We start from the raw sequence: 25,995 nt of genomic DNA, 5'->3' as shown, positions 1-25,995 counted from the left end.
TTGGATGAAATTCAACCGGACCTGATGCGCGGGTGCAGCAATCGATCAACGCAGTTGGGGTACCCCAGCCATGCCGCCGCGCAATGCGCGCGGTTCCGGCCCTCCGGTGGCCCAGTCCAGCAGCTCGACTGTGTGGACAACGGGCGTGTTAGTCCCAGAGCCGATCTGCATCATGCATCCGATGTTACCTGCCGCGATAACATCAGGGTTCCTAGCCTCAAGCGTGCGCACTTTTCGTTGTTTCAACTTACCCGAAATCTCAGGCTGCATCAGGTTGTAGGTTCCTGCACTGCCACAGCACAAATGACTATCTTTAGGCTCTAACACTGTAAATCCAGCAGATTTCAGCAGGTTCTTGGGATAAGAGGTAACCTTTTGCCCATGCTGCAATGAACACGCCGCGTGGTAGGCAACAACCAGTTCTTTCTTGTCGCTGTCCGGCATCTCCAGCTGCACCAAAAGCTCACTGATATCCATCGCCAGGGCGGATACACGCCCCGCATCCGCCGCCAGCGGATCACTGCGGAACATGTGCCCATAATCTTTAACCGTGGTCCCACACCCCGAGGTGTTGATCACGATCGCATCCAGACCATCACCATCCATTTCGCGTGTCCAGGCCCGGATATTGGCTGCAGCAGACGCATGGCTTTCACCGGTTTTACCCATGTGATGGGTCAATGCGCCACAACAGCTGGCACCTTCGGCGACAACGACCTCGCAGCCCAATCGGGTCAGCAGGCGAATCGTGGCGTCGTTGATGTCGGTGTAGAGCGCTTTTTGCGCACAGCCCGTCATCAGGGCGACGCGTTTCTTCTTAGCGCCTTTTGCTGCAAAGCTCTGAGGGTCATCATTGCGACTAACCGGTGGAATATATCTCGGCGCCATGTCCAGCATCGCCTTCAGCCGGGCATCCGGCATCAGAAACCGGAACGGACGACCCAGCTTTGCCCCGATTAGAGCCCAGCGAAAGCGTGACGGATAAGGCAGGATTCTGGCCAATATCCAGCGCAGAGCCCGATCCGAGAACGGGCGCTTGTAGTTGTCTTCGATATATTCCCGTGCGTGGTCCACGAGGTGCATGTAATGCACGCCCGAGGGGCACGTGGTCATGCAGGCGAGGCAGGATAGGCAGCGATCGATATGCTTGACAGTCTTTTCGTCCGGAACACGCTCATTCTCCAACATGTCCTTGATCAGATAGATGCGCCCGCGAGGGCTGTCCAACTCATCGCCTAGCACCTGATAAGTCGGGCAGGTTGCCGTACAGAAACCACAGTGAACACAATTTCGGAGTATCTCGTTGGATCGCTGAATCGCTGGGTCTTGCAACTGCTTTTCGGTAAATTTCGTCTGCATCGCCTACCCCATCAGACCCGGATTGAACACGTTCCGAGGGTCAAATCTCTTCCGAATTGCCTTTGTTAGAGCCTGAATCTGCGTGCTCTCTGGTTGGAATCGCCCAAATTCAACGATGGTGTCAGCCTCTGCACGTACCAGCGTTGCATGTCCTTCAAAGTGACCCAGTCGTGCACGCAGATTGGTGCCCTTTGGCACCAATACCCAGATCAAGCCCCCACCCCAGTCAAATAAGGTTCGATCCGCGTCGATCCGTTCTGCAAGGCTGGCTGCATCGCCGGGTTTCACCGATAAGCGCCAGACATCACCTTCCAGATCCTGAAACGCACGCAGATCGCGCAGATCGACCCAGTGGTTGCTCGAATTCTCTAACTCGGTGCATTCGCCTCCAAGGATTTCGCGCAATCGACCTACCCGATAGGCAACCGAGTCGGCAAATCCTTCGATCCGCAACAAGGCCTGACCATCCAGTGGATCATAGGCTGCGCTGCTCACCTCGAAGGGGGATTTCAGGGCAGTGGATATGAGATCAACTGCGGTTCCTACATCAGCGGCCCCGACTGCCAGAGTGGTCTCGACCTCAGGTCTAGGCAGCACTTTCAGTGAGACCTCGGACAGCACCCCTAGCGTGCCCCAGGAACCCGCCATGAGCTTGACCAGATCGTAACCGGTGACATTCTTCATCACCCGCCCGCCATTCTTGATCACCTGCCCCAACCCGTCGACATAACGTACGCCCAACAGGAAATCCCGGCACGCGCCAGCCTGAATTCGACGCGGCCCCGAGATGTTGGCCGCGACAACACCGCCGATTGTCGGTTCCCCCGTGGTGCCCAGCAAACCGCGATGATCCATCGGCTCGAACGCCAGTTGCTGGCCCTCGGCCTCCAAAGCCGCTTCGATCTCAGTCACTGGAGTCCCGGCATGCGCGACCAGAGTCAATGCGCCCGGCTCATACTGTGTAATTCCGTGCAGTCCCGTTAGGTTCAGCACAGGCTCGGGCCCATCAAGGCCGCGCGTATTGCCTCCGGCAATACGCACTGGGCCATCCAGGCCGGCAACGATGTCCGCAAGTTCAGCCTCGGTTTCAGGTGTCATGGCACTTTATCTTTTCGCAAATACTCTGGGTATTGAAGGGGAAGGCTCATCTATTCCGCGGCCATCCTGCGCGTGGCAGACGCCTTTAGCGGAAACACCTTGGCTGGGTTCAACAGCCAATTCGGGTCAAACACATCTTTCACCGCCATCTGCGCCTCAAGATCCTGTGGTTCATATTGGTGTGTCATCAAATCACGCTTTTCGATGCCGACCCCATGCTCACCAGTCAGGCAGCCCCCCGCATCAACGCAAAGCTTCAGGATGTCCGCCCCGAACGCTTCACATTTCTCAAGATCGCCGGGTTTGTTGGCGTCAAACAGGATCAAGGGGTGCATGTTGCCGTCACCGGCATGGAACACATTGCCGACTGGCAGGCCATAATCTTTGCTCAGCTCCCCGATCCGGCGCAGGACGAAGGGCAGCGATGAGACCGGGATCGTCCCATCCAAACACATATAATCGTTGATTTGCCCCATCGCGCCAAAGGCCGATTTCCGCCCCAGCCAAATACGGGCGCTTTCATCAGCCGATTGGCTTTCTCGCAGCTCAACCGGATTATGCCGCTTGGCGATCTCGATAATCTTCGACAACTGGCTATCGATCTCTGCCTCTGATCCTTCAACTTCGACAATCAGCAACGCCTCGCAATCAGGATAACCCGCTTGGGCGAAATTCTCGCAGGCTCGAATACATAGGCGGTCCATGAACTCGATCGCGACAGGCAATATGCCCGATTTGATTATGTCAGAGACGCATTGACCGGCTACTTCATTATCGTCAAAGCCCATCAGAACGGGACGCGCGCCCTCAGGTTTGCGCAGGATGCGCAACGTTGCTTCAGTTACGACACCCAATTGCCCTTCGGATCCGCAGATAACACCCAACAGGTCCAACCCGCCAGCGTCCAGATAGGCACCTCCAATTTCGACCACGCTGCCATCCATCATGACCATAGTCACACCCATCAGATTGTTGGTCGTCACCCCGTATTTCAGGCAATGCGCGCCGCCGGAATTCATCGCGATATTTCCGGCAATGGCGCAGGCAAGCTGGGATGAGGGATCGGGGGCGTAAAAGAAATCCTCTTCTTCAACGGCACCGGTTACACTCAGGTTGGTTCGGCCGGATTGCACTTTGATAAATCTGTTGTCGTAATCGATTTCCAGAACTTCGTTCATCCGTGCAACGCCTAGAATCACACAATCTGCCGTCGGCAGGGCACCACCCGCCAATGACGTGCCCGCGCCGCGCGGTACAACCGGCACACCCAGTTCATGGCAAATGCGCAAGACATCGGAAACCTGCTGCGTGGTCGAAGGCAGTACAGCCAGCATTGGCGGGCATTTATAGGCGGTCAGCGCATCACATTCATAAGCCCTGGTCTCGGCCTCTTCATGGATCACAGCATCCTTCGGCAGCACTTGCTGTAGTCGTGCAACCAATGCCTGCTTGCGTGCTAAGACATCCGGATTTGGCTTGGGCATTTCCATCGCTGATCCTCCATTTGGTAAAATTATATTACCAATTTTATCGACTGGCAAGTTGCCGAATCCAACAATAGTGTCGCGGCATGACCTGGATCGACCGCACATTACTGTTTTCCTCGCTGGACTATGCAGCCGTTTTGCTATTGTTCGCGACATGGCTGGGGATTGGGTGGCGGATCGAAAATCCGTCCTCTCAGAAACCATCGGTTTCATTGATGATGGATGATTTTCGCAAGGTCTGGATGCGTGAAATGGTGACGCGCCAGCCGCGTGTGTTCGATGCACAAGTGATCTCGGCCATGCGTCAGGGCAGCACGTTCTTCGCTTCGACAATCATGATTGCAATAGGCGGCGGCTTGGCATTGCTTGGCAATACCGAACGCCTTGCTGGGGTTGCTGAAGATCTTGCCATCGGCCGTGCGCCTGCCATGGTTTGGGAAATCAAGATACTGATTATTCTTCTTTTTCTGTCGAACGCTTTTCTGAAATTTGTCTGGTCGCATCGCCTGTTTGGGTATTGCGCAATCCTGATGGCCGCTGTTCCAAATGATCCCGATGATCCACAGGCCTATCCACGCGCCACACAATCCGCTGATATCTGCATCACGGCGGCTCGTAGTTTCAATCGCGCGTTGCGGGCGACATATTTTGCGTTGGCTTCAATTGCATGGATACTTGGACCGGTAGCCTTGATCCTAAGCTCAATCGTCACATTCGGTGTGCTCTATCGTCGCGAATTCGCCTCGCATTCACGCACCGTAATCATGACTGCGCCACCAAACACAGAGTCGTGATCGCAATGCCATGCGCGAGAGCATAGTTTGACCCCATGCGATATCTGATTCTCAGCGCCTTACTGGCCAGCCCCGCATTCGCCGACCCTCCGACGGTCGAACAGGTTTCAGCCCAATCAAATGGGGATACCTGGCGGTTCGACGTCACGATCCGCCACTCCGACACCGGATGGGATGACTATGCCGACGGCTGGCGTGTTCTGGATATGCAGGGGAACGAGCTGGGGATGCGTGTGCTGCATCACCCTCATGTCGATGAGCAGCCCTTTACACGGTCACTTGGCGGGGTGGTGATTCCGGACGGGACCACGCAGGTGCAAATTCAAGCGCGCGACAATGTCGGTGGTTGGAGCGAAGACACGACCGTGGTCGATCTGAACTGACCCTCAGAACACCCCGAGGCTGAGACCTGCGGCCAAGGCCGCTCCAACCTCACGACAGTTTTCAAGTTGTTCTTCAGGAATGATCTTTTCGGCCAAGATCGCTTTGGGTGTTTGCGCATGAGTGCAGATGATCAGGGGCGGTTGCACCTCTTTCAACCGCCACCCCGTTGCGATCCGAGCCATCTGGCGCGCGGCATTTTCGCCATCTGATCCGGCGCAGACCATCTGCGCATAGGGTCGACCTTCGATCCTCCCCAGCACAGGATAATAACAGCGGTCGAAAAACTCTTTCATCAGACCCGAAATCGCGGCCAGGTTCTCGGGCGCGCAGAAGATATAGCCATCGGAGGCCAGCAAGTCGTTCGGCCCGGCCTGATCGGCGGTTTTCAGGATGGTGTTCGCTTCATCCCGCGCCGCTTCGGCTGCGGCTTCAGCCATTTTCCGGGTGCCGCCGGTGCGCGAGTGGTAGACGATCAATAGCTGCGCCATGTCAGACCCGGTGATAAGGGCCGCCTGAAAGGATGGTCGCGGCCCGGTAAAGTTGCTCGGCCAGCATCACACGGACCAACATATGGGGCCAGACCATTGACCCAAAGGATAGGGAAAAATCAGCCTCCGCCCGCAGATTTGGGTCTATTCCGTCCGCTCCGCCGATGATCAGCGCCAGATCCTGTCGGCCCGCGTCGCGCCATCCACCCAGCTTTTTTGCAAATTCAGGCGAGGACAAAACCCGTCCGCGCTCATCTAGCGTACAGATCACCACACCCTTGGGCAGCGCCTTGCGCAGCAGGGCCGCCTCGGCCCCCATGCCTGCGTTTTTCTTGTCTTCAACCTCGATCACGCGCGCAGGCCCAAGCCCCAGCGCGCGGCCGGTCCGGTCAAATCGGGTCAGGTAGTCGTCAAGCAGGGATTTCTCCGGTCCGGCGCGCAATCGCCCGACCGCAACGATGCTGATACGCATGTCTCTCTCGCCTCCGACCCCTCAATACAGGCCGGGATAGCGCCTCAATTCGCCGAGGCGCTGCCGCCCTGAGGCAGCCACATCTTTTCCAGCTGATAGAATTCACGCACTTCGGGGCGGAAGATATGAACGACCACGTCGCCCGTATCGATCAGCACCCAGTCGCCGGCATCCTTGCCTTCGACCTTCGAGGTGAAACCGAATTCCTGCTTGATGCGATCCGTCAGCTTTTCCGCCATGGCCGAGACCTGACGGGTCGACCGACCCGAGGCAATCACCATGTGATCCGCAACAGAAGACTTACCTTGCAGGTTGATCTGCACGACGTCTTCGGCCTTGTCATCGGAAAGTGAGGAAAGGATACGTTCAAGCAGCTTGTCGCTGATTGACTGAGAGTGGGCCATTACACCGGCCCCATCATCGGCGGGCAAACCCGCCTGTGTATGTAGAGACAGGACATAGTCCTCCTTTGCTGCGCGCCGCCAAACCCCGGCGCCGGGGTACTAATAAGGTAACAAGGGGATTGCAACATTTCAATGAAAGGGCCGACGCTGCGCCCCACATCCGGTCACTCTTTGGCGAGATGTTGCACCTCGGCGTCGGCCTCCGGGCCGCCCAATACACGGATTTCACGCTGCGGGAACGGAAGCGAGATGTCTTCGACCTTGAACGCATCCCACAGCGCCAGGAAGACATTGCCCCGAATGTTTGTCAGACCCTTGTTCGGATCACTGATCCAGAAGCGCAACACATAGTCCACGCTGCTGTCACCGAAACCAGTGATATGGCAGACAGGTTCATGTTTACCTCCACTCAGCACTCGACCGACCGTCTTGACGGCACGGATCGCTGTCGCGCGGACTTTGTGCGGGTCGTCGTCGTAGCTGGTGCCGAAATCAAGATCCAACCGCACGAAACGGTCGGAATGCGACCAGTTTACAACCTGATTGGTAATCAGATCTTCGTTCGGAATCAGATATTCCCGACCATCCCGCGTAACCACCGAGACATAGCGCGCGCCCAGCGCGTTAATCCAACCGAATGTGTCCCCGAGTGAAATCACGTCGCCCGGTTTGATCGACCGGTCCATCAGGATGATAATGCCCGAGATCAGGTTCGAAACCACTTTTTGCAGGCCAAACCCGATCCCGACGCCAATAGCCCCGGACAGCAACGCTATGCCAGTCAGATCAAACCCGAGGGTGCGGATCGCCGCCATGAACACCGCCCCGTAGAGCAGCACCTGAATACCCTTGGCCAGAAGAACCTGCATCGATGGGGTTATGTCTTGATTGTTCGTAAGGCCGCGCTCAGCCGCGCGTGTGCCGACACGCGCCAAAGTCAGCAGGACGCCAATCAGCAGTACAGCCTTGATGATGCCCAGCGCCGAGATATGAAGATCACCGATAGAAATGGCGACGCCGTCTAGGAAACCGGCTACATCATCCGTCAGGTTCAACGCAATCAGCGTAGCATAGACCCACATAGACCATTTAAATATTTGTCGCAGCGTTCGGTTTCTCACCAATCGCGAAACCAACGCGATGGCCAGCCATGCAACAGCCAGTGTTGCGAAGACACCAAGTATATAGCTCCGCGACGGCCATGTGACCTGTTGCATCACCAGATAAAGCCCACCAGACAGCAACACAAAATACACCAGCGTCAGACGGCGCATCAGTTGTATCAATATCCGCAAGCGCCATTTCGGCCATCCCACCCGGGCCCTCGCCCAGGTTTCCCATCGGCCCTGCGTCAGCAGTTTCAGTAAAAATGAAATTGCCCAGAGGAATAGGATGATGATGAGTTGATACTGCCGCCATCCTGGGGTGACGATCAACTCGACCAGACCTTCAATTTGCGAGGAAAACGCCGCCGTCATGTTGGCGTAAAGCTCCGAGAGCGTCTCCGGTAGTAAATCCTGGTTCATTCACCTCTCCTACAGGTCAGCTTGGACAGCGATGCTGGATGATGCAAGCCCGCAGTGAGACGGTTGGGATTGAACCTTGATTGACACGAATGCCCGTTATATCTGGTGCGTATGAGACTCAATGTGGCCCAAGAACAGAATCTGGAAGATCGCGCGCGTCTGCGTGAACGGTTCTTTGGGGCTGCCCGCACGGTCTTGGCCCGCCTATCGGCGGCCTAAGCCAACTCGCCAGCTATTTCTCATTACATACGGGAGAGGACCGATGTCCCCCAAAACACTCTATGACAAGATCTGGGATGCCCATGTCGCCCACGAGGCCGATGATGGCACCTGCCTGCTGTATATCGACCGCCATCTGGTGCACGAAGTGACCAGCCCACAGGCATTCGAAGGCCTGCGCATGGCGGGCCGCAAGGTGCGCGCGCCAGAAAAAACCATCGCCGTGCCGGATCACAACGTTCCGACCACGCCGGACCGTGTGAATGGTATCGAAAACCCGGAATCACGCATTCAGGTCGAGGCACTGGACAAGAACGCCAAAGATTTCGGCATTCACTATTACCCTGTGCACGACGTCCGTCAGGGCATTGTGCATATCGTCGGCCCCGAACAGGGCTGGACCCTGCCCGGCATGACCGTTGTTTGCGGCGACAGCCACACGGCGACTCATGGTGCATTCGGCGCTCTGGCGCACGGCATCGGCACATCCGAGGTTGAACACGTTCTGGCCACCCAGACTCTGATCCAGAAAAAGTCCAAGAATATGAAGGTCGAAATCACCGGCAAACTGCAGCCGGGTGTGACCGCCAAAGATATCACTCTGGCTGTGATCGGCGAGACCGGTACTGCTGGCGGCACAGGTTATGTCATCGAGTATTGCGGCGAAGCGATCCGCGATCTTTCGATGGAAGGGCGCATGACCGTCTGTAACATGGCCATCGAAGGCGGTGCCCGCGCTGGCCTGATCGCGCCGGATGAGACCACCTTTGAATATGTCAAAGGCCGCCCGCATGCCCCCAAAGGCGCGCAGTGGGAAGCCGCGATGGACTGGTGGAAGACGCTTTACACCGACGAAGATGCGCATTTCGATAAAGTCATCACGCTGCGTGGTGAAGATATCGCGCCGGTCGTCACTTGGGGCACCAGTCCCGAAGATGTGCTGCCGATCACCGCATCCGTACCGCATCCCGAAGATTTCGAAGGCGGTAAAGTCGACGCGGCCCGCCGTTCGATCGAGTATATGGGCTTGGAAGCCGGTCAAAAGCTGAGCGATGTTGAAATCGACACTGTTTTCATCGGCTCTTGCACCAACGGTCGGATCGAAGACCTGCGCGCTGCGGCGGAAATCCTGAAAGGCAAGAAGATCAAGGACGGCATGCGCGCCATGGTCGTACCAGGCTCGGGCTTGGTGCGTGCACAGGCCGAAGAAGAAGGTTTGGCCGAGATCTTCAAAGATGCCGGTTTCGAGTGGCGTCTCGCGGGCTGTTCAATGTGTCTGGCGATGAACCCCGACCAGCTGCAACCGGGCGAGCGCTGTGCCGCGACTTCGAACCGCAACTTCGAAGGCCGTCAGGGTCGCGGTGGGCGTACCCATCTGCTGAGCCCTGCAATGGCTGCCGCTGCGGCAATCACAGGACGGCTGACAGACGTCCGTGAATTGATGTAAGAGTCTCTCATATCTAGATATTTGATGGAGAGACTAACATGAGTGATTGGGTCAAATGGCTACTGCTTGGACTTTTGTCCATAGCATTCGGGGTGTTCGTATTGGGCGCACCGGTCGTGGCGTCCGTTGCCGTAACAGTAGTAACTGGTGTGTTGCTATTGATTGCGGGCGGAATGCAGATCGTTGGTGGCTTCACGGTTGAAGGCACTGGCAACAAGATCCTGTCACTCATCATGGGTGCGGTCATGCTGTTTCTGGGCTGGTCCTTTCTGGATCACCCGCTGCAGGGCACGCTGACGCTGGCAACTGTGATGCTGATCCTGTTTATGGCAGGCGGCATCGCGCGGGTCATTCTGTCGTTCCAGATGAAAGGAACGCAGTTTTTCTGGCCCACGATGATCTCGGGCATCTTGTCGATCATCCTCGCCGGCATCATCTGGACCTATGTGGGCAAGGAACCGGCTGCTCTGCTGAGTATACTGGGGATCTTCCTGGGCATTGAGATGCTGTTCAACGGGTTCGGATTGGTCTTCATGGCGTTCTTCGTCAAGAACGCACCCAAGGACGAAACAACAGAAGCGAAAGAAGCTTAAACGCGGAGCACGGGCGCGGCCCTACCCCGCAGGAGTGTAGAAATGGAAAAGTTCGAAAAAGTCCACGGGGTGGCCGCCCCAATGCCACTGATCAATATCGACACCGATATGATCATTCCCAAAGTGCACCTGAAAACCATCAAACGCTCTGGCCTGGGTGTCGTGCTGTTTGATGAGATGCGCTATCACGATCATGGCGGCGAGAACGAAGATTTCGTTCTGAACAAACCCGCTTATCGCAACACCGAGATTCTGGTGGCCGGCGACAATTTCGGTTGCGGCTCGTCGCGGGAACATGCGCCATGGGCGATCAAGGATTTCGGCATCAAGGTGGTGATCTCGACCAGCTTCGCCGACATCTTTTTCAACAACTGCTTCAAGAACGGCATCCTGCCCATCGTAGTCGAAGAAGAGCATCACGCGATTCTTATGGATGACGCGCACAAGGGTGAAAACGCCCGCATGACCGTGCATCTGGAAGATCAGCAGATTACCACTTCGGATGGCATGGTCATCGAGTTCGACATTGACCCACACCGCAAGCACTGCCTGCTGAACGGTCTGGACGATATTGGCCTGACGATGGAAAAAGACCATCACATCGACAAGTTCGAAGATCATGCGAGTCAGGCCCGCCCCTGGGTATGATTCTGGGGACGAATCTGTTGATACTCAACCTAACAGGGTCGCAAGCGCGGCCCTGTTCGCATTCTTGGGGCAAAAACCCAGTGCACCACAACATATAGGTATCAATTTGAGATACACGTCGGATTTGCGTCGAAATTGATGCAATCCCGCACCAGTTGCGCCATCATTTTGCCCGAAATTGCGTGTTACTTGCTCATTGGCTTGAGCGAAATACCGCTTATCGGCAAAGTTGGCACCCATGAGGTAGCCGCCAACGAACGAGCGGTGAGCACAAGTTGGACGATAAGTCGGCACAGAATCGACTACGCCGGTTTGAAAAAGGGTTCGGATTGTGATTGCACGCACAACGGGGGCGGCGATACGTGGATTATTGGTAGCACTTATGGTGCTTACCCCTGCGTTGTACCTGCCTACATCGACGTCGAATGGGACTGAGATTGTCGTCTTTCTGGCGATCCTTGCGTTTATCCTAACTTTCTCGGAATACAACTCGGCCTTTCCAAGCTTTATCGAATTTCGTGACGCACCACCTGTGAACAGGCTGCGCTTTGTCGGTTTGATGTCGATGGTTACCTTCCTGACGCTGATCTGCAAGAACGCCTATGCCCCCTCGGAACTTACTGGCCTGTTTTATTCAGTTGGCCTGATGGTCGCGAATGTGGTGGATTTCCCCTACTCCCCCGTTCGTCTTGTGGTTCTGATGCTGCCCGCCGATGCCAGCCAGCCCCTCGTAGATTTGGTGCGTATCTCCGCCAGCGTCGCTTATGTCGCGGCCTTGGTTACCATCGCCAGCTTTGCCTATGCAGTGAAGCTTCGGGGATGGCCAACAGGCAACGGCGCGTTCAACGTCTGGACCAATCTACCGCTGTTTGACCCAACCAAGGGTGGTGATGTGGTCACCCGTCTGCAGCGTGACGGGCGGCTCAACATCGCAATTGGGGCTTTGCTGCCTTTCCTGATTCCCGCACTGATCAAACTGATGGCTGCTTTCATCACGCCGATCGCGCTCAGCAATCCGCAGACATTGATCTGGACCCTTTGCGCATGGGCATTCCTGCCTGCCAGCATGATCATGCGAGGCATGGCGACACTGCGCATTGCCGGCCTGATCGTTGAGAAGCGCCGCGCATACTCAACTTCCGAGTCAACTCAGATCGCATGATCCGACTGCTGGTTCTGTTGCTGTTGCCGTTTACGGCACAGGCAGAGACATTGCGCATCGCAAGTTTCAATACAGAACTCAGTCGCGAAGGTCCCGGCCTGTTGCTGCGTGATATTCGGCGGAACGACCCTCAGGTCGCTGCGGTTATCGAGGTGCTGATGACAACCCGTCCCGATATCGTCGCGCTGCAAGGCATCGATTGGGATTTAGACGGGCTTGCCCTTGCTGCGCTGGTCGAGGCGCTGAAAAGCAACGGCTTGGATTATCAATACAGTTACGCCGGGCAACCCAATTCCGGGATCGAAACCGCGTTGGATCTGGATGGGGACGGCGAGACGGGCGGTCCGGGCGATGCACAAGGCTGGGGGCGGTTCACCGGCCAGAATGGGCTGGCAGTGCTGTCCCGCTATCCTATCGCTACCGATCAATTGCGGTCATTCACCCAGATGCGGTGGCGCGACTTGCCGAATGCCCAGCTGCCAGCCAAGGATGGAGAGCCCTTCCCATCACCACAAGCGCAGGCTGTTCAGCGGCTGTCTTCTACATCGCATTGGGTCGTTCCGGTCGACACCCCGGGTGGTCGCCTAAACCTGATGACGTTTCACGCCAGCCCGCCTGTCTTTGATGGACCTGAAGATCGGAACGGACTGCGCAACAGGGATGAAATTCGGCTCTGGTCGCTTTTGCTGAACGGTGATCTGGGTGAGAAACCTACGGGGCGTTTTGTCATCGCAGGTGATGCGAACCAGGATCCTTACAAAGGCGAGGGTCGCAAATCGGCAATCCGTGATCTTCTGGCCAATCCGCAACTGCAGGATCCGATGCCTGTTGACCCTGCGGGGTCAACTTCAACAGTTTTGTGGAAGGGCGTTGGCGAGATGAGAGTGGATTATGTCCTACCTTCGGCGGATTGGCGTGTGCACGATGCGGGCATTTACTGGCCGGAACCCACATCCCGTGACGCGGCCGTCGCCGCAAGCCGTCACCGGCTTGTCTGGGTCGATCTGTTCGACGAATAGGCTTCGATCATGACCGTATGACTGTGCCGAGTCGCTGGCGGGATTCATATTGCACAGGTTCAGACACGGCGTTCCTTAACGCATCATTTAGGTCGGTCTGCGCAAATTCCGGTAGCAGAGCATCAAAGAGGCGTCCGTCCAGCCGGTGAGAAGTATTCCATAGATACCTCATCTCAAGCAAATGCGGTGCCATCCGCCAGAACGGGCGGGCCAGTTGCAGGGGCCACCACGCCATCTGTTTAAGGGTAAGCTCACGCCCCACAACCTGCGAAAGCGCCAATGCCATTTCATTGCCGGTCAAGGTGTATCCAGCATAGGGGACATCGCTGAAACGCGGTAGCAGGCTGCGCATTTCTGCCAATTCCACTGCAGCGCGAGTTAAATCGGGCAGATAGGCCCAAGCATGCGCGATATCCGGATTGCCGGGATACACAAAGCGCCCGCGCCGCAAGTGTTTGATGAGAATCTGATCGAACCAATTGCCAGAGGCCGTGGTATCTATGAAATCACCTGCCCGCAACATGATGGTCCGAACCGACGAGGCACGATAAGCCTCTTCCATCTCGATCCGAATGCGTCCCAACGGATTTCGCGCAAGATGCGGTGTCCTGGTCGACCAGGGGCCGGGCGTATCCGCACCGAAAACATAAACGTTCCCCGGGACAATGACCGTCAGGTCACGCTCTGATGCAGCGGCGATTACCTGACGATGCAACTCTGGCACCTGCTCCGCCCAGTCGGGGTAAAGCGGGTTCCAGGCGTTCACTATGACGTCTACTCCATGTACCGCCGCGCGCAATTCCTCCCTGCGTCGATCAAACTTTTGCACAATCCATCCCGCATCCGAAAAGGCTCTTGCAGCGTTGCGGCCAAATCGACCGGTGGCCCCGAGAATAAGTACCGTTTGTGGCATTGATCCCTCCGTTCCGGATCAATCTATTCATTCACGATGTTTTGGAAATTGCGAAAAATCGCAGATTATGTATGCGTTTTTGAATGGCTAAAACACTCCAACTATCCGACTGGTCCTTAGTTCAAAGCTTTCTGGCGGTTGCCGAAACCGGCTCACTATCCGCAGCCGCAAAGCAATTGGGTCGCAGCCAGCCGACGCTTGGACGTCAGGTGCATGCGCTGGAAGAAGAATTGGGGGTCTCGCTGTTTGATCGTCACGCGCGTGGACTGACGCTCAGCGAGGTGGGGCAGCAAGTGCTGCCAATGGCGCAGCAGATGTACAGCGCAGTCAATGCCCTGGGGCTGACGGCAGCGGGTCAGGCGCAACAGCTGGAAGGGTCGGTCAGGATCACCGCTTCGGTATTTGTATCGCATCACCTGTTGCCGCCGATACTTGCCGCAATCCGTAAGGCAGAACCGGCGATTCAGCTTGATCTGGTCGCCTCGGATGCCAGCGAAAACTTGCTGTTCCGCGAAGCCGATATTGCCGTGCGCATGTATCGCCCCGAACAGGTCGACATCGTGGCAAAGCATATCGGTGAGGTTCCGCTGTGTTTCTGCGCCGCCCAAAGCTATCTGGATCGTGCGGGGCGACCAACAACGCCGACAGAGCTGATGCAGCACGACCTTGTGGGATTTGACACCAATGAAGACATTATCACCGCTATGCGGAACAAGGGCTGGCCTGCCAGCCGGGACAGCTTTGCCACGCGATGCGACAACCAGACTGCCTATTGGGAATTGATCCGCGCAGGGTGTGGGGTGGGCTTCAGCCAACTCAGCATCGCGCAGTCCGATCCTCTGGTCGAAGTGCTAGATATTGATGTCGAGATACCGGTGCTGCCGGTCTGGCTGGCTGCCCCTCAGGCGATGCGACAGACCCCGCGCATTCGCAGAGTCTGGGATCTGCTGGCCGACAGGTTGAAGGCCCGGCTTTAAAATCGCCTACAGCGCGCCGGTATAAGTGCCGCGCGCAGGATAGTTATTGGCCAAGGTGAATTTCAAACCGCCGACGATGTCCGACATCGGCGGTCGCGCAAAAGGCGTTGTCTGCTGCCAGACGTAATAGAGGGTCTGATCAGGTTTGATATAGAAATGTCCCGGCTCAGCGAACATCGCTGGCTCGGCGCTACCTTCACGAGCCACCGAGATGTTCAGACCCCAGACATCCCGCGCGTCGGCCATGGACAGGCCGTATCCTACGCGCAGCTTCGACACTCCGGCCTTCTCAACCGTCTCGGCCGCACGTTCGTCGGTATCCGTGGTGATCATGATCACCTCAATCCCCAGCTCGGCGAATTCATCCAGCGCAGCCTCGACCTCACCCAATTGGCGAACGCAGATCGGGCAATGCAGACCACGATACTGAATCACCAGCGTTCCGTTTTCACCAGTGTCGCGCTCAAGATCAAAGGTGCCATGGCTTACTGTTTCGATTTTTAGCGATGGGGCCGGATTTCCGGGTGTCAGCATGTGGTTTCCTCGTGATTTGATGGGTTCGTCTCATTGACCCGATGCGCCGCAAACGCTAGGGCCTGTGCGACAAAACGCAAGGAGACTGTCGATGTCCAACCCCTCGCTCCTCATCCTGCCCGGAGACGGAATTGGCCCGGAAGTTATGGCCGAAGTGCGCAAAATCATCGATTGGTTCGGCGCCAATCGCGGTCTTCAATTTGACGTGAGCGAGGATCTGGTCGGCGGCGCTGCCTATGACGCGCACGGGAAGCCCCTGTCGGACGAAACCATGGCCAAAGCACAAGAGGTTGATGCGGTTCTTCTGGGTGCGGTTGGCGGCCCTAAGTATGACGATCTGGACTTCAGCCTGAAGCCCGAACGTGGCCTGTTGCGTTTGCGCAAGGAAATGGACCTGTACTCCAACCTGCGCCCAGCTCAGTGCTTCGACGCGCTGGCGGATTTCTCGTCGCTGAAGAAGGATGTGGTCGCTGGCCTCGACATCATGATCGTGCGCGAGCTGACTTCGGGCGTCTATTTCGGTGAGCCGCGCGGTATTTTCGAGGAAGGCAATGAACGCGTTGGCATCAACACCCAGCGCTACACTGAATCCGAGATCGAACGCGCCGCACGTTCGGCATTCGAGCTGGCGATGCGCCGGAACAAGAAACTGTGCTCGATGGAAAAAGCCAATGTGATGGAATCGGGTATTCTTTGGCGCGAGGTCGTGACACGTGTCGGACAGGAATACCCCGAGGTCGAGCTGTCACACATGTATGCAGACAACGGCGCGATGCAGCTTGTGCGCGCGCCCAAACAGTTTGACGTGATCGTCACCGACAACCTGTTTGGAGATGTACTATCCGATTGCGCAGCGATGCTGACCGGGTCTTTGGGCATGCTACCGTCTGCCTCGCTGGGCGCACCGATGGCGAATGGCCGCCCTAAGGCCATGTATGAACCCGTTCATGGCTCGGCCCCGGACATTACAGGTCAAGGCAAGGCCAACCCAATTGCGTGTATCCTCAGCTTCGCCATGGCACTGCGCTACAGCTTTGACCAGGGCGACGAAGCGGATCGTCTGGAAACCGCGATCGAGAAGGTTCTGGCCGACGGCGTTCGCACGGCTGACCTGCTGGCTGAAGAAGGGGTTGAGCCGGTTTCGACCAGCGAAATGGGTGATGCAATTCTGGCAGCGCTAGACGAAAGCGTCTGATCTTACGATCATTCAGACATCAAAGGCGGTGCCCAGCGCACCGCCTTTTTTTGTTGGTCAGTTTCCGAAGATGTTGTTCAGTAGGTTGTTGATCGCACGGTCCAAACCGGTTTGATTCTTACGGCGCTGTTGCTGCGGCTGCGCGGTTCTGACCGGTGGGTCCGGCGCCAGCATGGGCAACGGCGTGGGCGTCATCCCTTCTGTCACGCGCAGCATGGTCTCTTTCCATATCTCCGCCGGCAAGCCTCCACCCGTGACACCTGACAACGGCGTATTATCATCATACCCCATCCAAACGCCTGTAACGTAGTCCGCAGTAAATCCGATAAACCAGGCATCCCGCGCGGCCTGGGTCGTGCCGGTCTTGCCCGCCACCTGCCAGCCCGGCAGCTTCGCGCGCCCACCCGTACCTTCAGAGACCACACGCTCCATCATCCAGGTCAGTTGTTTGGCGGCCTTGTCGTTGATGACGCGTTCACCAATACCGGTTGTCGTGATCATAACTGGATCGGTCTCACCAAGCAGCTTCAACTCGGTCAGACCATAGGGTTCCACCGCTGAACCGCCGTTCAGGATACCAGCGTAAGCGCCCGTCATCTCTATCAGCGTGCTTTCCGATGCGCCGAGCGCCAGCGCGAGGCCCTCGGCCAGATCGCTTGAAAGGCCAAAACCACTGGCAACCGTGCGCACGTTATCCAGCCCCGAGATATCCGCCACTTTGACTGCGGGAATATTCAACGAGTTCTTCAACGCATCTGCTAATGTCACCCGGCCATAGAACTTATTGGTGTAGTTCTTCGGGCACCACTGACCTGAACCTGCGATGTTCCAGCACGTTGGTTCATCCATCACCGTGTCCAGCGGTGAATATCCCAACTCCAAGGCCGTCGCATAGACAAACGGTTTGAACGACGAACCCGTTTGACGCAGAGCCTGCGTAGCCCGGTTGAACGCCCCCGAAACACGAGTCTTGCGCCCACCGACCATACCTCGAACCGCGCCATCCGCTGACATCACCACAATAGCGGCCTGCGCTTTGGACCCTTCGCGCACTTTCTCCTGGAAGATGAATTTAAGCGCCTCTTCCGCCGACGTTTGAATGCGCTGATCCAGTGTGGTTCGGATCACCACGTCCTCGGTTGTGTTACGTGTGAAAAACTCAGGCCCACTGGCCATGACCCAATCGGCAAAGTAACCACCAGCACGCGCGGCAGCGGCCTCGGACAACTGCGCCGGACGGCTGCGGGCCTCGCTGGCCTGCGCGCTGCTCAGATAGCCCTGAGTCTCCATTAGCCCAACCACCAAACGTGCCCGATCTTGTGAACGTTGCAGGTTGTTCGTTGGCGCATAGCGTGTCGGGGCCACCAATAGACCTGCCAGCATTGCCGCCTCGGCCGGAGACACTTCGGCTGCCGAAATACCGAAATACCGCTGGCTGGCGGCCTCGAAGCCGCGGGCTCCCGCACCGAGGAAGGCGCGGTTCAGATAGATCGTCAGAATTTCATCCTTGGAGTATTTGACCTCCATCGCAATGGCATAAACTGCCTCTTTCGCCTTGCGCCATAGCGAACCCTGACGGCAATCGGCTTCATATGCAGCCTCAGACTCCCATTCGCTGGGCTCATAAGGCACACCCAGGCATAGAAGTTTCGCGGTTTGCTGGGTGATCGTTGAACCACCGTGACCAGACAGCGGTCCACGTCCTTCGCTCAGGTTGATGCGTACCGCGCTGGCGACACCGCGCGGGCTGACGCCGAAATGGCGGTAGAACCGTTTATCCTCGGTTGCAATCACGGCGTTCTTGAGATGCGGCGAAACTGTATCCGCCGTAATCACGCCGCCAAACTGATCGCCGCGCCAGGCAAAGACCTTGCCGTCGCGATCCAGCAAGGTCACCGAACCACGTGCCCGCCCATCAAGCAGGGCATCGACATCCGGCAATGAGGTGTAAACAACACCCACCGCCAGCGCCAACAGCAACCCCGCCACTGCGCCGACCCTCCAAGTGATCCCCCAAATTATGCGCCAGAGCCAGCGGAACAGCCGGCGGAAAATGCCACCGCCCTTCCCACCAGAACTGCGCCGCGTTTTCTTCCGCGCCGTTTTGCGCGGAGCGGCTTTTCGGGCCGTCGACTTCTTACCAGCAGGTTTTGCAACCCGCTTGGTCGCCGTAGGTTTTCGACCTTTGGACGGGTACCTTTTATCCGCGACAAGGCGCGATTTGCGACGGTTGGACTCAGTCATGCTCAAACTCTGCCCGGTTATGCTTTTGGGGCACCATACCCCGCCGGAACGGCCATGTAGAGGTGTGAAATACCCGTATTTCCCCTCACAAGTTTGCCTATATTTTCACCAAATAGTGTGTTTTGTGCAAAAATTGTGCATAATTGCTGATTTTTTACCCTCATTTACCCCCCGAAAACGTTCCATCTGAACCTCTGTCGCGCATTTTTCTGCAGGTGCAAAATGCCGGGCCGCCCGGAGTAGTAGAGGGGAAAGACGTGAAACTGATCATTGCGACAATCAAACCGTTCAAGCTTGAGGAGGTGCGCGAAGCACTGACCAATGCAGGCGTGCGCGGCATGATGGTGACTGAGATCAAAGGGTTTGGCTCGCAATCGGGTCACACCGAGATTTATCGCGGTGCTGAATACGCCGTGAATTTCGTTCCCAAGATCAAGCTTGAGATCGTGGTGCCCGCCACCATGGCCGACCAGATCGTCGAAACCATCACCACAACCGCCAAGACCGGCAAGATCGGTGACGGCAAGATTTTCGTCCTCGATGTCGAGCAAGCCCTGCGCGTGCGGACCGGGGAAACCAACGAAGAGGCGCTTTAAGCGCGCTTACTCACAATCACTCGAGGACTAACAATGAACCTGATGAAATATCTCATCCCTGCCGCTGCGATCGTCGCACTGCCGCAGATGGGTCTTGCGCAAGAGGCCGCTACCGGAGAGCCCGCGCAACACACCCAATATATCTTCACCACGCTGCTGTTCCTGATGGGCGGTTTCCTGGTGTTCTTCATGGCTGCAGGCTTTGCCATGCTCGAAGGCGGGCTGGTGCGGTCAAAGAACGTCGCGATGCAGATGACCAAAAACATCGCGCTGTTTTCAATCGCCGCGATCATGTACTGGCTGATCGGCTTCAACCTGATGTACCCCGGTGATGGTTGGACCATTTCTGGCTGGCTGGGCCCGTTCTTCTCGACCACCGTGCTTGACCCAGTGGGTGTCGGTGCAGATGCTGCGGCGCTTGACTACGCCTCAATCGGTTCGGATTTCTTCTTCCAACTGGTCTTTGTCGCAGCGACCGCCTCGATCGTGTCCGGTGCGGTGGCTGAACGGATCAAATTGTGGCCCTTCCTTGCCTTCGTTGTTGTCCTAACCGGCATCATGTACCCGATCTCGGGCTCGTGGCAGTGGGGTGGTGGTTGGCTGTCCGAAGCAGGCTTCTCGGACTTCGCTGGTTCGACCATCGTGCACTCGGTCGGTGGCTGGGCGGCTCTAGCAGGTGCTCTCATCCTTGGGCCGCGTATCGGTAAGTACAAGGACGGTAAAGTGCACCCGATGCCTGGTTCGAACCTGGCTCTAGCCACTCTGGGTACCTTTATCCTGTGGCTGGGTTGGTTCGGCTTTAACGGTGGTTCGCAGCTGGCGATGGGCACTGTAGGAGATGTCTCGGACGTATCGCGCATCTTTGCCAACACCAACATGGCTGCTGCATCCGGTGCCGTTGCCGCCCTTATCATGACACAGCTGCTGTACAAAAAGCCCGACCTGACCATGGTGCTGAACGGCGCGCTGGCGGGATTGGTGTCGATCACTGCTGAGCCGCTGGCCCCAACCCTGTTCGGCGCTCTGTGGATCGGTGCTGTGGGCGGTATCATCGTGGTCTTCGCGGTTCCGATGCTGGACAAGTTCAAGATCGACGACGTAGTCGGCGCCATCCCGGTCCACCTGTTCGCTGGCATCTGGGGCACCATCGCCGTGATCTTCTATGGCGAAGCCAGCCTGATCACTCAGCTGACCGGGATCATTGCTTATGGTGTCTTCACCTTTGGTGCTGCTCTTATCCTATGGTCGATCCTGAAGGCCACCGTAGGTATCCGTGTTAGCGAAGAGGACGAGATCAACGGCCTCGACATGGCTGAACTGGGTATGGAAGCGTATCCGGAATTCTCCAAGGGCTAATAGCCAACCAAGTAAAAACAAAAAAAACCCGGGCGTTCGCGCCCGGGTTTTCCTTCATTCAAAGATATCGCTCAGACGCCGACATCTACAATCGCCTGCGCCAGAATGGGCACAGTATTGGCGTTCAAACCAGCGATGTTCAGGCGGCTGTCACCGACCATGTAAATGCCGTGATCGGCACGCAGCTTTTCAACCAGTTCTGGCGCGGCACCCAGTCGCGAAAACATGCCGCGATGCTGGGCGATAAATCCAAATCGATCCGATCCACTAAGGCTCTGCAGCTCATCAGCCAGTTGCTGACGCAGGCCCAGCATGGAAAGGCGGACATCTTCCAATTCGGTCGCCCAATCTGCCCGCAGAGCATCGTCATTCAGGATCGTCGTCACCACCCGCGCGCCGTGATCAGGCGGGAATGAGTAGTTCTGGCGGTTCAGAAATGCCAGCGTAGACTGGTTCAGTGCAGTCTGTGCCGGATCGTCACTGATCGCCATCAGCAGGCCGGTGCGTTCGCGGTAGACGCCGAAGTTCTTCGAACAAGACGCCGCGATCAGGCAGCGCTTCACTGACGATGCTACCAGACGGGTTGCCTGCGCATCTTCTTCCAGACCGTCGCCAAAGCCCTGATAGGCGATGTCGATCATTGCGACGAGGCCACGTGCGTTGATCAGGTTCACGACCTCTTGCCATTGCACCATATTTAAGTTGGCACCCGTTGGGTTGTGGCAACAGCCGTGCAGAAGAACCACGTCGCCTGCATTGGCAGTTTTCAGGTCCTCGATCATACCGTCGAAATCGACGCCACGCGATTCTCCGTCGAAATAACGGTATTGGACTATCTCGATCCCTAGATAGTTCAGGATCGACAAATGGTTTGGCCATGTGGGGTTCGACACGAAAACACGCGCGGTGGGGTTGGCCATACGGATCATCTCAAACGCCTGACGACAGGCTCCGGTACCACCGGGGGTGGCTACGGCTGCAATGTTGCCACGCGGGACAGAATTTCCGAGGATCAAGTCGATCATCGCGTCCGCAAAGGCTGGATCACCAGCCAGACCGGTATAAGCCTTGCTCTCCTGCTCTTCGAGAATACGCTTTTCAGCTGCTTTCACCGCGCGCATCACCGGAGTGACCCCTTCGGCGTTCTTGTAGACGCCAACGCCCAGATCGATCTTGTGATCACGTGGGTCGTCGCGGTACATCTGCATCAATGCCAGAATCTTGTCTGCTGGCTGCGGTTTAAGGTTCTCGAACATCAGTTCTCTCCGGTTGCGACGGGCAGGGTTGGGAAGGCACCCCATTCAGCCCAGGAGCCGTCATAAAGCGCGTGGTCTTTCTTGCCCATGCGTTCCAATGCAAGGCTGAGAATTGCGGCAGTCACACCAGAGCCACAGGATGTGATCGCGGGTTTCGATAAGTCGACGCCGGCATCTTCGAAAACCGCGCGGCAGTCTTCGGGCGACTTCATCGTGCCATTCTTGTTCAACAGCATTCCAAAAGGCACGTTGCGCGAGCCTGGGATATGACCCGAGCGCAACCCCTCGCGCGGTTCAGCTTCGGTCCCGACGAAACGGGCCGCCGAGCGGGCATCGATGATCTCGTGATCCGCAAGCTTCGCGGCTGATGAAACTTGCGTCACATCGCGGACAAGGTGGTTCTGAACCCGCACCGTCATATGACGGTCGCGAATAATGGGGGGCAGGTCTTCGATCTCGCGCCCTTCAGACTGCCATTTGGGCAATCCACCATCCAGAACGGCAATATTGTCCTGTCCCATCAGACGGAACAACCACCAGACCCGCGCCGCCGACATCAGCCCCGCACCGTCATAGACCACGACCTGATGGCCATCTCCAACGCCCATCGCGCGCAGGCGCGACATGAACTTCTCGACCGGAGGTGCCATATGCGGCAGGTCAGAACGATGGTCGGATATCTCATCAATATCAAAGAACCGCGCACCAGGGATGTGGGCAGCGTCATACTCTGCCTTGGCGTCTCGCGCTTGCTGCGGCAGGTACCACGACCCATCCAGAATCCTTAGATCCGGATCCTTGAGATGTGCGGCAAGCCATTCGGTAGAAACGAGGGTTTTTGGATCGTCCTGCATCTATGCCTCCCCTAAGCGAGCTTGGGTTTTCCCTATACTTGGCAGGATGCAGGTTCAAGGCTGGATAGCGCTAGCGTCCCGACCACACTGGATTTATCGCAATCGACGCAGGCGATAATACTGGATGATCCCAATAACGCTGATGATGATCCAGAAGCCTTCGATCAGCATCGACGCCAGATTGAAGTTCTGCAGCAGTGAGAACACGATCAGCACCGAACCGATAAGATTCACCAGCGGAAAGGCCAGATCCTCCGAGTTCATCACTCGCATCTGGGTCGCAAAATATGCCGCAACAACGATCAAAGCCCCGAATGAGCCGATGGCATCGACGACGGTCAAACTGTCCAGTAGTGCGGTCATTGTATGGGGCTTTCCTATTCTGAAACTTCCGCTGGTTGCGAATAGTGGTGCATATTTAGAAAAGCAGCTCCCTGATCACCAGCGCGGTATCCATGCGGCACATCCGCAGAAAATCGCAACCCTTGACCGGATTGTAGCGGAACCCAGTTTCCATTTCGCAGCACGTCCAAAGCTCCGCTCAGAACAAAAACCTCTTCGGTTACGCCTGCTGCATGGGCCGGAGATTCGTGGCTTTGATTGGGTGACAACTCGACATGAAATGTTTCGGCCCCCAATGCGGGATCAAAAGGAAAGACAATCTTGACTTCGATGCTTCCTGGAAATCTCACGGTACTGAACACATCGGCATCTGTCGTGTCACGCATTGCAGCAGTACCAATCAAAGCACTCAGCGGGAGCTGGAAACCCTTCGCGATCTTCCACAGGGTCGCGATGGTCGGGCTTGATTCGCCACGCTCGATCTGGCCCAGCATAGCTTTGCTGACCCCGGTGAGTTCCGCGACTTTTGACAGGCTCAGCCCGGATGCCGCCCGCACATCCCTTAGTTTTAGCGTTAGTTCGTCCGATTCCATACCCGCGCCCTGCGATTTGCCTTGTGCGTTATAACGTACATATGATACGTGCGCTATAACGTACACACCCAATATCGCAGTTTGGGCAATAGGGATACAGCATCATGCCAATGTACCGATCCAGAACCTCCACCCATGGCCGCAACATGGCCGGTGCTCGCGGCCTGTGGCGCGCCACCGGTATGGGAGACGACGATTTCGGCAAACCGATCATCGCCATCGTCAACTCGTTCACCCAGTTTGTACCCGGTCACGTCCACCTGAAGGACCTGGGACAGATGGTTGCGCGTGAGGTTGAGGCCGCTGGCGGTGTCGCCAAAGAGTTCAACACCATTGCGGTCGATGACGGCATCGCCATGGGCCATGACGGGATGCTGTATTCGCTGCCCTCGCGTGAGGTGATTGCGGATTCTGTTGAATACATGGTTAACGCCCACTGCGCGGACGCTATGGTCTGTATCTCGAACTGCGACAAGATCACGCCCGGCATGTTGATGGCGGCCATGCGTCTGAACATCCCTGCGATCTTTGTCTCGGGTGGACCTATGGAGGCGGGCAAGATCGACATCGCCGATCTGGACGCCAAGAAGATCGACCTTGTCGACGCGATGGTTGCCGCAGCGGATGATCGATTTACCGATGAACAGGTTCAACACATCGAGGAAAACGCCTGCCCTACCTGCGGGTCGTGTTCGGGCATGTTTACCGCGAATTCGATGAACTGTTTGGCCGAAGCACTGGGACTGGCGCTGCCAGGAAATGGCTCAACTCTAGCCACCCATGCCGACCGGAAAGAGCTGTTCCTAGAGGCCGGTCGCCGCATCGTCGAGATCACCAAGCGCCACTATGATCTGGACGAGAAAGGCTTCCTGCCGCGTGAAATCGCCACGTTCGACGCGTTCGAAAATGCCATGAGCTTGGATATCGCAATGGGTGGATCGACCAACACGGTACTGCACTTGTTGGCGATCGCGCACGAGGGCGAAGTGCACTTCACCATGACTGATATGGATCGCCTGAGCCGCCAAGTGCCCTGTTTGTGCAAAGTCGCGCCCAACATCGAAAACGTGCACATGGAAGACGTCCATCGCGCTGGTGGCATCTTCTCGATCCTCGGTGAACTCAGCCGCGCAGGCTTGCTGCATGAGGATTGCCATACAGTGCATTCGGGCACCATGGGCGAAGCAATTGCCAACTGGGACATCAAAGTCGCCAACAACCCGAAGGCTCAGGACCTATTCAAAGCGGCGCCCGGCGGCGTGCGTACTACACAAGCCTTCAGCCAGTCGAACCGCTACAAGGAGCTAGACACTGACCGCGAAGGCGGCGTGATCCGTTCGAAAGAACATGCATTCAGCCAGGATGGCGGTCTGGCGGTATTGTTCGGCAACATTGCGCGCGACGGCTGTATCGTGAAAACTGCGGGTGTGGATGAGAACATCCTGAAATTCACAGGCTCAGCTTATGTCTGCGAAAGCCAGGACCAGGCTGTCAATGACATCCTGACCGGCAAGGTCAAGGAAGGTGACGTGGTGGTGATCCGCTACGAAGGCCCGCGTGGTGGGCCGGGAATGCAGGAAATGCTGTATCCGACTTCGTATCTGAAATCCAAGGGACTGGGCAAAGCCTGCGCGCTGCTGACTGACGGTCGTTTCTCGGGTGGCACCTCGGGCTTATCAATCGGCCACGTCTCGCCCGAAGCAGCGGAAGGTGGTGAGATCGGTTTGGTGAAAACCGGCGACACGATCGAAATCGACATTCCCAACCGCAGCATCCATCTGGCGGTCTCCGACGAAGACCTGGCCGCGCGGCGCGAAGAGCAGGACGAGAAGGGCTGGCAGCCCGTTGCACCACGTAAGCGTAAAGTGTCCACCGCGCTAAAAGCCTATGCCAAATTGACGACCAGTGCCGCAAAAGGTGCCGTCCGTCAGGTCTAAGCACTGCGGGTGAGCGAACACTCCCGCACCCGATACATGGAATCGGCTGCGCCGATTCCACTTTCGGAATTTGGGTCCGGCGCAGCGCATTGCGCGGC

The 25,995-nt window shown here is 56.9% G+C and carries 27 protein-coding genes; 13 read left to right on the top strand and 14 right to left on the bottom strand.

The window, feature by feature from the left end:
- Window positions 1-45: 45 nt before the first annotated feature.
- The 3 genes from glcF to ACR0L9_RS18545 are packed head-to-tail and all read right to left on the bottom strand — an operon-like array spanning window position 46 to window position 3,947.
- Entirely contained in the window at window positions 46-1,359 is a 1,314-nt protein-coding gene (gene glcF / locus ACR0L9_RS18555) for a glycolate oxidase subunit GlcF (RefSeq protein ID WP_170626342.1), read from the bottom strand.
- Window positions 1,360-1,362: 3 nt separating this feature from the next.
- The gene (locus tag ACR0L9_RS18550) at window positions 1,363-2,457 is read right to left on the bottom strand and encodes an FAD-binding protein (RefSeq protein WP_170626343.1); all 1,095 of its coding nucleotides are present in this window, start codon (window positions 2,455-2,457) and stop codon (window positions 1,363-1,365) included.
- Window positions 2,458-2,507: 50 nt separating this feature from the next.
- Entirely contained in the window at window positions 2,508-3,947 is a 1,440-nt protein-coding gene (locus ACR0L9_RS18545; RefSeq protein WP_170423285.1) for an FAD-linked oxidase C-terminal domain-containing protein, read from the bottom strand.
- Between the two features lie 80 nt (window positions 3,948-4,027).
- On the opposite strand from ACR0L9_RS18545, the gene ACR0L9_RS18540 reads away from it, so the two are divergent.
- Both ACR0L9_RS18540 and ACR0L9_RS18535 read left to right on the top strand, forming a co-directional pair.
- Window positions 4,028-4,738: a DUF599 domain-containing protein gene (locus tag ACR0L9_RS18540; protein ID WP_170395190.1), complete on the top strand. Its 711-nt coding sequence runs from the start codon at window positions 4,028-4,030 to the stop codon at window positions 4,736-4,738.
- A gap of 35 nt (window positions 4,739-4,773) precedes the next feature.
- Window positions 4,774-5,121 carry a hypothetical protein gene (locus ACR0L9_RS18535; protein ID WP_170395187.1) on the top strand — a complete coding sequence of 116 codons (348 nt, stop codon included), beginning with the start codon at window positions 4,774-4,776 and terminating at the stop codon, window positions 5,119-5,121.
- A gap of 3 nt (window positions 5,122-5,124) precedes the next feature.
- Here the strand turns inward: ACR0L9_RS18535 and ACR0L9_RS18530 are convergent, their stop codons facing one another.
- The 4 genes from ACR0L9_RS18530 to ACR0L9_RS18515 all read right to left on the bottom strand — a co-directional run bounded on the left by ACR0L9_RS18530 (window position 5,125) and on the right by ACR0L9_RS18515 (window position 8,012).
- The gene (locus ACR0L9_RS18530) at window positions 5,125-5,610 is read right to left on the bottom strand and encodes a flavodoxin family protein (protein WP_480896379.1); all 486 of its coding nucleotides are present in this window, start codon (window positions 5,608-5,610) and stop codon (window positions 5,125-5,127) included.
- A 1-nt stretch (window position 5,611) separates the two neighbouring features.
- Window positions 5,612-6,082 carry a 23S rRNA (pseudouridine(1915)-N(3))-methyltransferase RlmH gene (gene rlmH / locus ACR0L9_RS18525; RefSeq protein ID WP_480896378.1) on the bottom strand — a complete coding sequence of 157 codons (471 nt, stop codon included), beginning with the start codon at window positions 6,080-6,082 and terminating at the stop codon, window positions 5,612-5,614.
- Window positions 6,083-6,126: 44 nt separating this feature from the next.
- Entirely contained in the window at window positions 6,127-6,486 is a 360-nt protein-coding gene (rsfS, locus tag ACR0L9_RS18520; RefSeq protein WP_039541351.1) for a ribosome silencing factor, read from the bottom strand.
- Between the two features lie 164 nt (window positions 6,487-6,650).
- Window positions 6,651-8,012 carry a mechanosensitive ion channel domain-containing protein gene (locus ACR0L9_RS18515; RefSeq protein WP_170408707.1) on the bottom strand — a complete coding sequence of 454 codons (1,362 nt, stop codon included), beginning with the start codon at window positions 8,010-8,012 and terminating at the stop codon, window positions 6,651-6,653.
- A gap of 123 nt (window positions 8,013-8,135) precedes the next feature.
- Here ACR0L9_RS18515 and ACR0L9_RS18510 point away from each other — a divergent pair, with 123 nt between their 5' ends.
- The 6 genes from ACR0L9_RS18510 (at window position 8,136) to ACR0L9_RS18485 (ending at window position 13,100) form a co-directional block, all read left to right on the top strand.
- Complete coding sequence (locus ACR0L9_RS18510; RefSeq protein ID WP_260023663.1) at window positions 8,136-8,231, top strand: isopropylmalate isomerase; 96 nt, start codon at window positions 8,136-8,138, stop codon at window positions 8,229-8,231.
- 43 nt (window positions 8,232-8,274) lie between these two features.
- Entirely contained in the window at window positions 8,275-9,678 is a 1,404-nt protein-coding gene (gene leuC, locus ACR0L9_RS18505) for a 3-isopropylmalate dehydratase large subunit (protein WP_170395174.1), read from the top strand.
- Between the two features lie 38 nt (window positions 9,679-9,716).
- The gene (locus ACR0L9_RS18500; RefSeq protein ID WP_170395171.1) at window positions 9,717-10,271 is read left to right on the top strand and encodes an HdeD family acid-resistance protein; all 555 of its coding nucleotides are present in this window, start codon (window positions 9,717-9,719) and stop codon (window positions 10,269-10,271) included.
- A 42-nt stretch (window positions 10,272-10,313) separates the two neighbouring features.
- The gene (leuD, locus tag ACR0L9_RS18495) at window positions 10,314-10,919 is read left to right on the top strand and encodes a 3-isopropylmalate dehydratase small subunit (protein ID WP_170395169.1); all 606 of its coding nucleotides are present in this window, start codon (window positions 10,314-10,316) and stop codon (window positions 10,917-10,919) included.
- Between the two features lie 331 nt (window positions 10,920-11,250).
- Complete coding sequence (locus tag ACR0L9_RS18490; RefSeq protein ID WP_170395166.1) at window positions 11,251-12,081, top strand: hypothetical protein; 831 nt, start codon at window positions 11,251-11,253, stop codon at window positions 12,079-12,081.
- A complete protein-coding gene (locus ACR0L9_RS18485) occupies window positions 12,078-13,100 on the top strand; it encodes an endonuclease/exonuclease/phosphatase family protein (protein WP_480896376.1) in 1,023 nt (340 codons plus the stop codon). Before ACR0L9_RS18490 ends, ACR0L9_RS18485 begins: the two co-directional genes overlap by 4 nt.
- 7 nt (window positions 13,101-13,107) lie before the next feature.
- Here the strand turns inward: ACR0L9_RS18485 and ACR0L9_RS18480 are convergent, their stop codons facing one another.
- Window positions 13,108-14,013 carry a sugar nucleotide-binding protein gene (locus ACR0L9_RS18480; protein ID WP_480896375.1) on the bottom strand — a complete coding sequence of 302 codons (906 nt, stop codon included), beginning with the start codon at window positions 14,011-14,013 and terminating at the stop codon, window positions 13,108-13,110.
- Window positions 14,014-14,096: 83 nt separating this feature from the next.
- Between ACR0L9_RS18480 and ACR0L9_RS18475 the strand changes: the two genes are divergently transcribed.
- Window positions 14,097-14,990: a LysR family transcriptional regulator gene (locus tag ACR0L9_RS18475; protein ID WP_480896374.1), complete on the top strand. Its 894-nt coding sequence runs from the start codon at window positions 14,097-14,099 to the stop codon at window positions 14,988-14,990.
- Window positions 14,991-14,996: 6 nt separating this feature from the next.
- On the opposite strand, the gene ACR0L9_RS18470 is transcribed toward ACR0L9_RS18475, so the two are convergent.
- A complete protein-coding gene (locus ACR0L9_RS18470) occupies window positions 14,997-15,524 on the bottom strand; it encodes a redoxin domain-containing protein (RefSeq protein WP_480896373.1) in 528 nt (175 codons plus the stop codon).
- Between the two features lie 91 nt (window positions 15,525-15,615).
- Here ACR0L9_RS18470 and leuB point away from each other — a divergent pair, with 91 nt between their 5' ends.
- The gene (gene leuB, locus ACR0L9_RS18465; protein ID WP_170515495.1) at window positions 15,616-16,719 is read left to right on the top strand and encodes a 3-isopropylmalate dehydrogenase; all 1,104 of its coding nucleotides are present in this window, start codon (window positions 15,616-15,618) and stop codon (window positions 16,717-16,719) included.
- Window positions 16,720-16,776: 57 nt separating this feature from the next.
- Here leuB and ACR0L9_RS18460 read toward each other — a convergent pair whose 3' ends face one another.
- On the bottom strand, window positions 16,777-18,963 hold the full coding sequence (locus ACR0L9_RS18460; RefSeq protein WP_170567467.1) for a PBP1A family penicillin-binding protein: 2,187 nt from the start codon (window positions 18,961-18,963) through the stop codon (window positions 16,777-16,779).
- Between the two features lie 257 nt (window positions 18,964-19,220).
- Here ACR0L9_RS18460 and ACR0L9_RS18455 point away from each other — a divergent pair, with 257 nt between their 5' ends.
- Both ACR0L9_RS18455 and ACR0L9_RS18450 read left to right on the top strand, forming a co-directional pair.
- Window positions 19,221-19,559 (top strand): P-II family nitrogen regulator, encoded by a 339-nt coding sequence (locus ACR0L9_RS18455; protein ID WP_039541190.1) that lies wholly within the window; start codon window positions 19,221-19,223, stop codon window positions 19,557-19,559.
- Between the two features lie 33 nt (window positions 19,560-19,592).
- The gene (locus ACR0L9_RS18450) at window positions 19,593-20,915 is read left to right on the top strand and encodes an ammonium transporter (protein WP_480896372.1); all 1,323 of its coding nucleotides are present in this window, start codon (window positions 19,593-19,595) and stop codon (window positions 20,913-20,915) included.
- A gap of 71 nt (window positions 20,916-20,986) precedes the next feature.
- Here ACR0L9_RS18450 and ACR0L9_RS18445 read toward each other — a convergent pair whose 3' ends face one another.
- From ACR0L9_RS18445 to ACR0L9_RS18430, 4 genes are all read right to left on the bottom strand, one after another.
- Window positions 20,987-22,171, bottom strand: a complete 1,185-nt coding sequence (locus ACR0L9_RS18445; RefSeq protein ID WP_480896371.1) for an amino acid aminotransferase — start codon at window positions 22,169-22,171, stop codon at window positions 20,987-20,989.
- Window positions 22,171-23,025 carry a 3-mercaptopyruvate sulfurtransferase gene (gene sseA / locus ACR0L9_RS18440; protein ID WP_480896370.1) on the bottom strand — a complete coding sequence of 285 codons (855 nt, stop codon included), beginning with the start codon at window positions 23,023-23,025 and terminating at the stop codon, window positions 22,171-22,173. The genes ACR0L9_RS18445 and sseA overlap by 1 nt, the downstream gene beginning before the upstream one ends.
- Window positions 23,026-23,118: 93 nt before the next feature.
- A complete protein-coding gene (locus tag ACR0L9_RS18435; RefSeq protein ID WP_170395139.1) occupies window positions 23,119-23,388 on the bottom strand; it encodes a CBU_0592 family membrane protein in 270 nt (89 codons plus the stop codon).
- Window positions 23,389-23,402: 14 nt separating this feature from the next.
- Entirely contained in the window at window positions 23,403-23,960 is a 558-nt protein-coding gene (locus ACR0L9_RS18430; protein ID WP_170395136.1) for an XRE family transcriptional regulator, read from the bottom strand.
- Between the two features lie 104 nt (window positions 23,961-24,064).
- On the opposite strand from ACR0L9_RS18430, the gene ilvD reads away from it, so the two are divergent.
- Window positions 24,065-25,897 (top strand): dihydroxy-acid dehydratase, encoded by a 1,833-nt coding sequence (gene ilvD / locus ACR0L9_RS18425; RefSeq protein ID WP_170515512.1) that lies wholly within the window; start codon window positions 24,065-24,067, stop codon window positions 25,895-25,897.
- The last annotated feature ends 98 nt before the right edge of the window (window positions 25,898-25,995 follow it).

The organism is Ruegeria sp. I3 (assembly GCF_056532525.1).
This window is presented reverse-complemented; position numbering and strand designations above follow the sequence as displayed.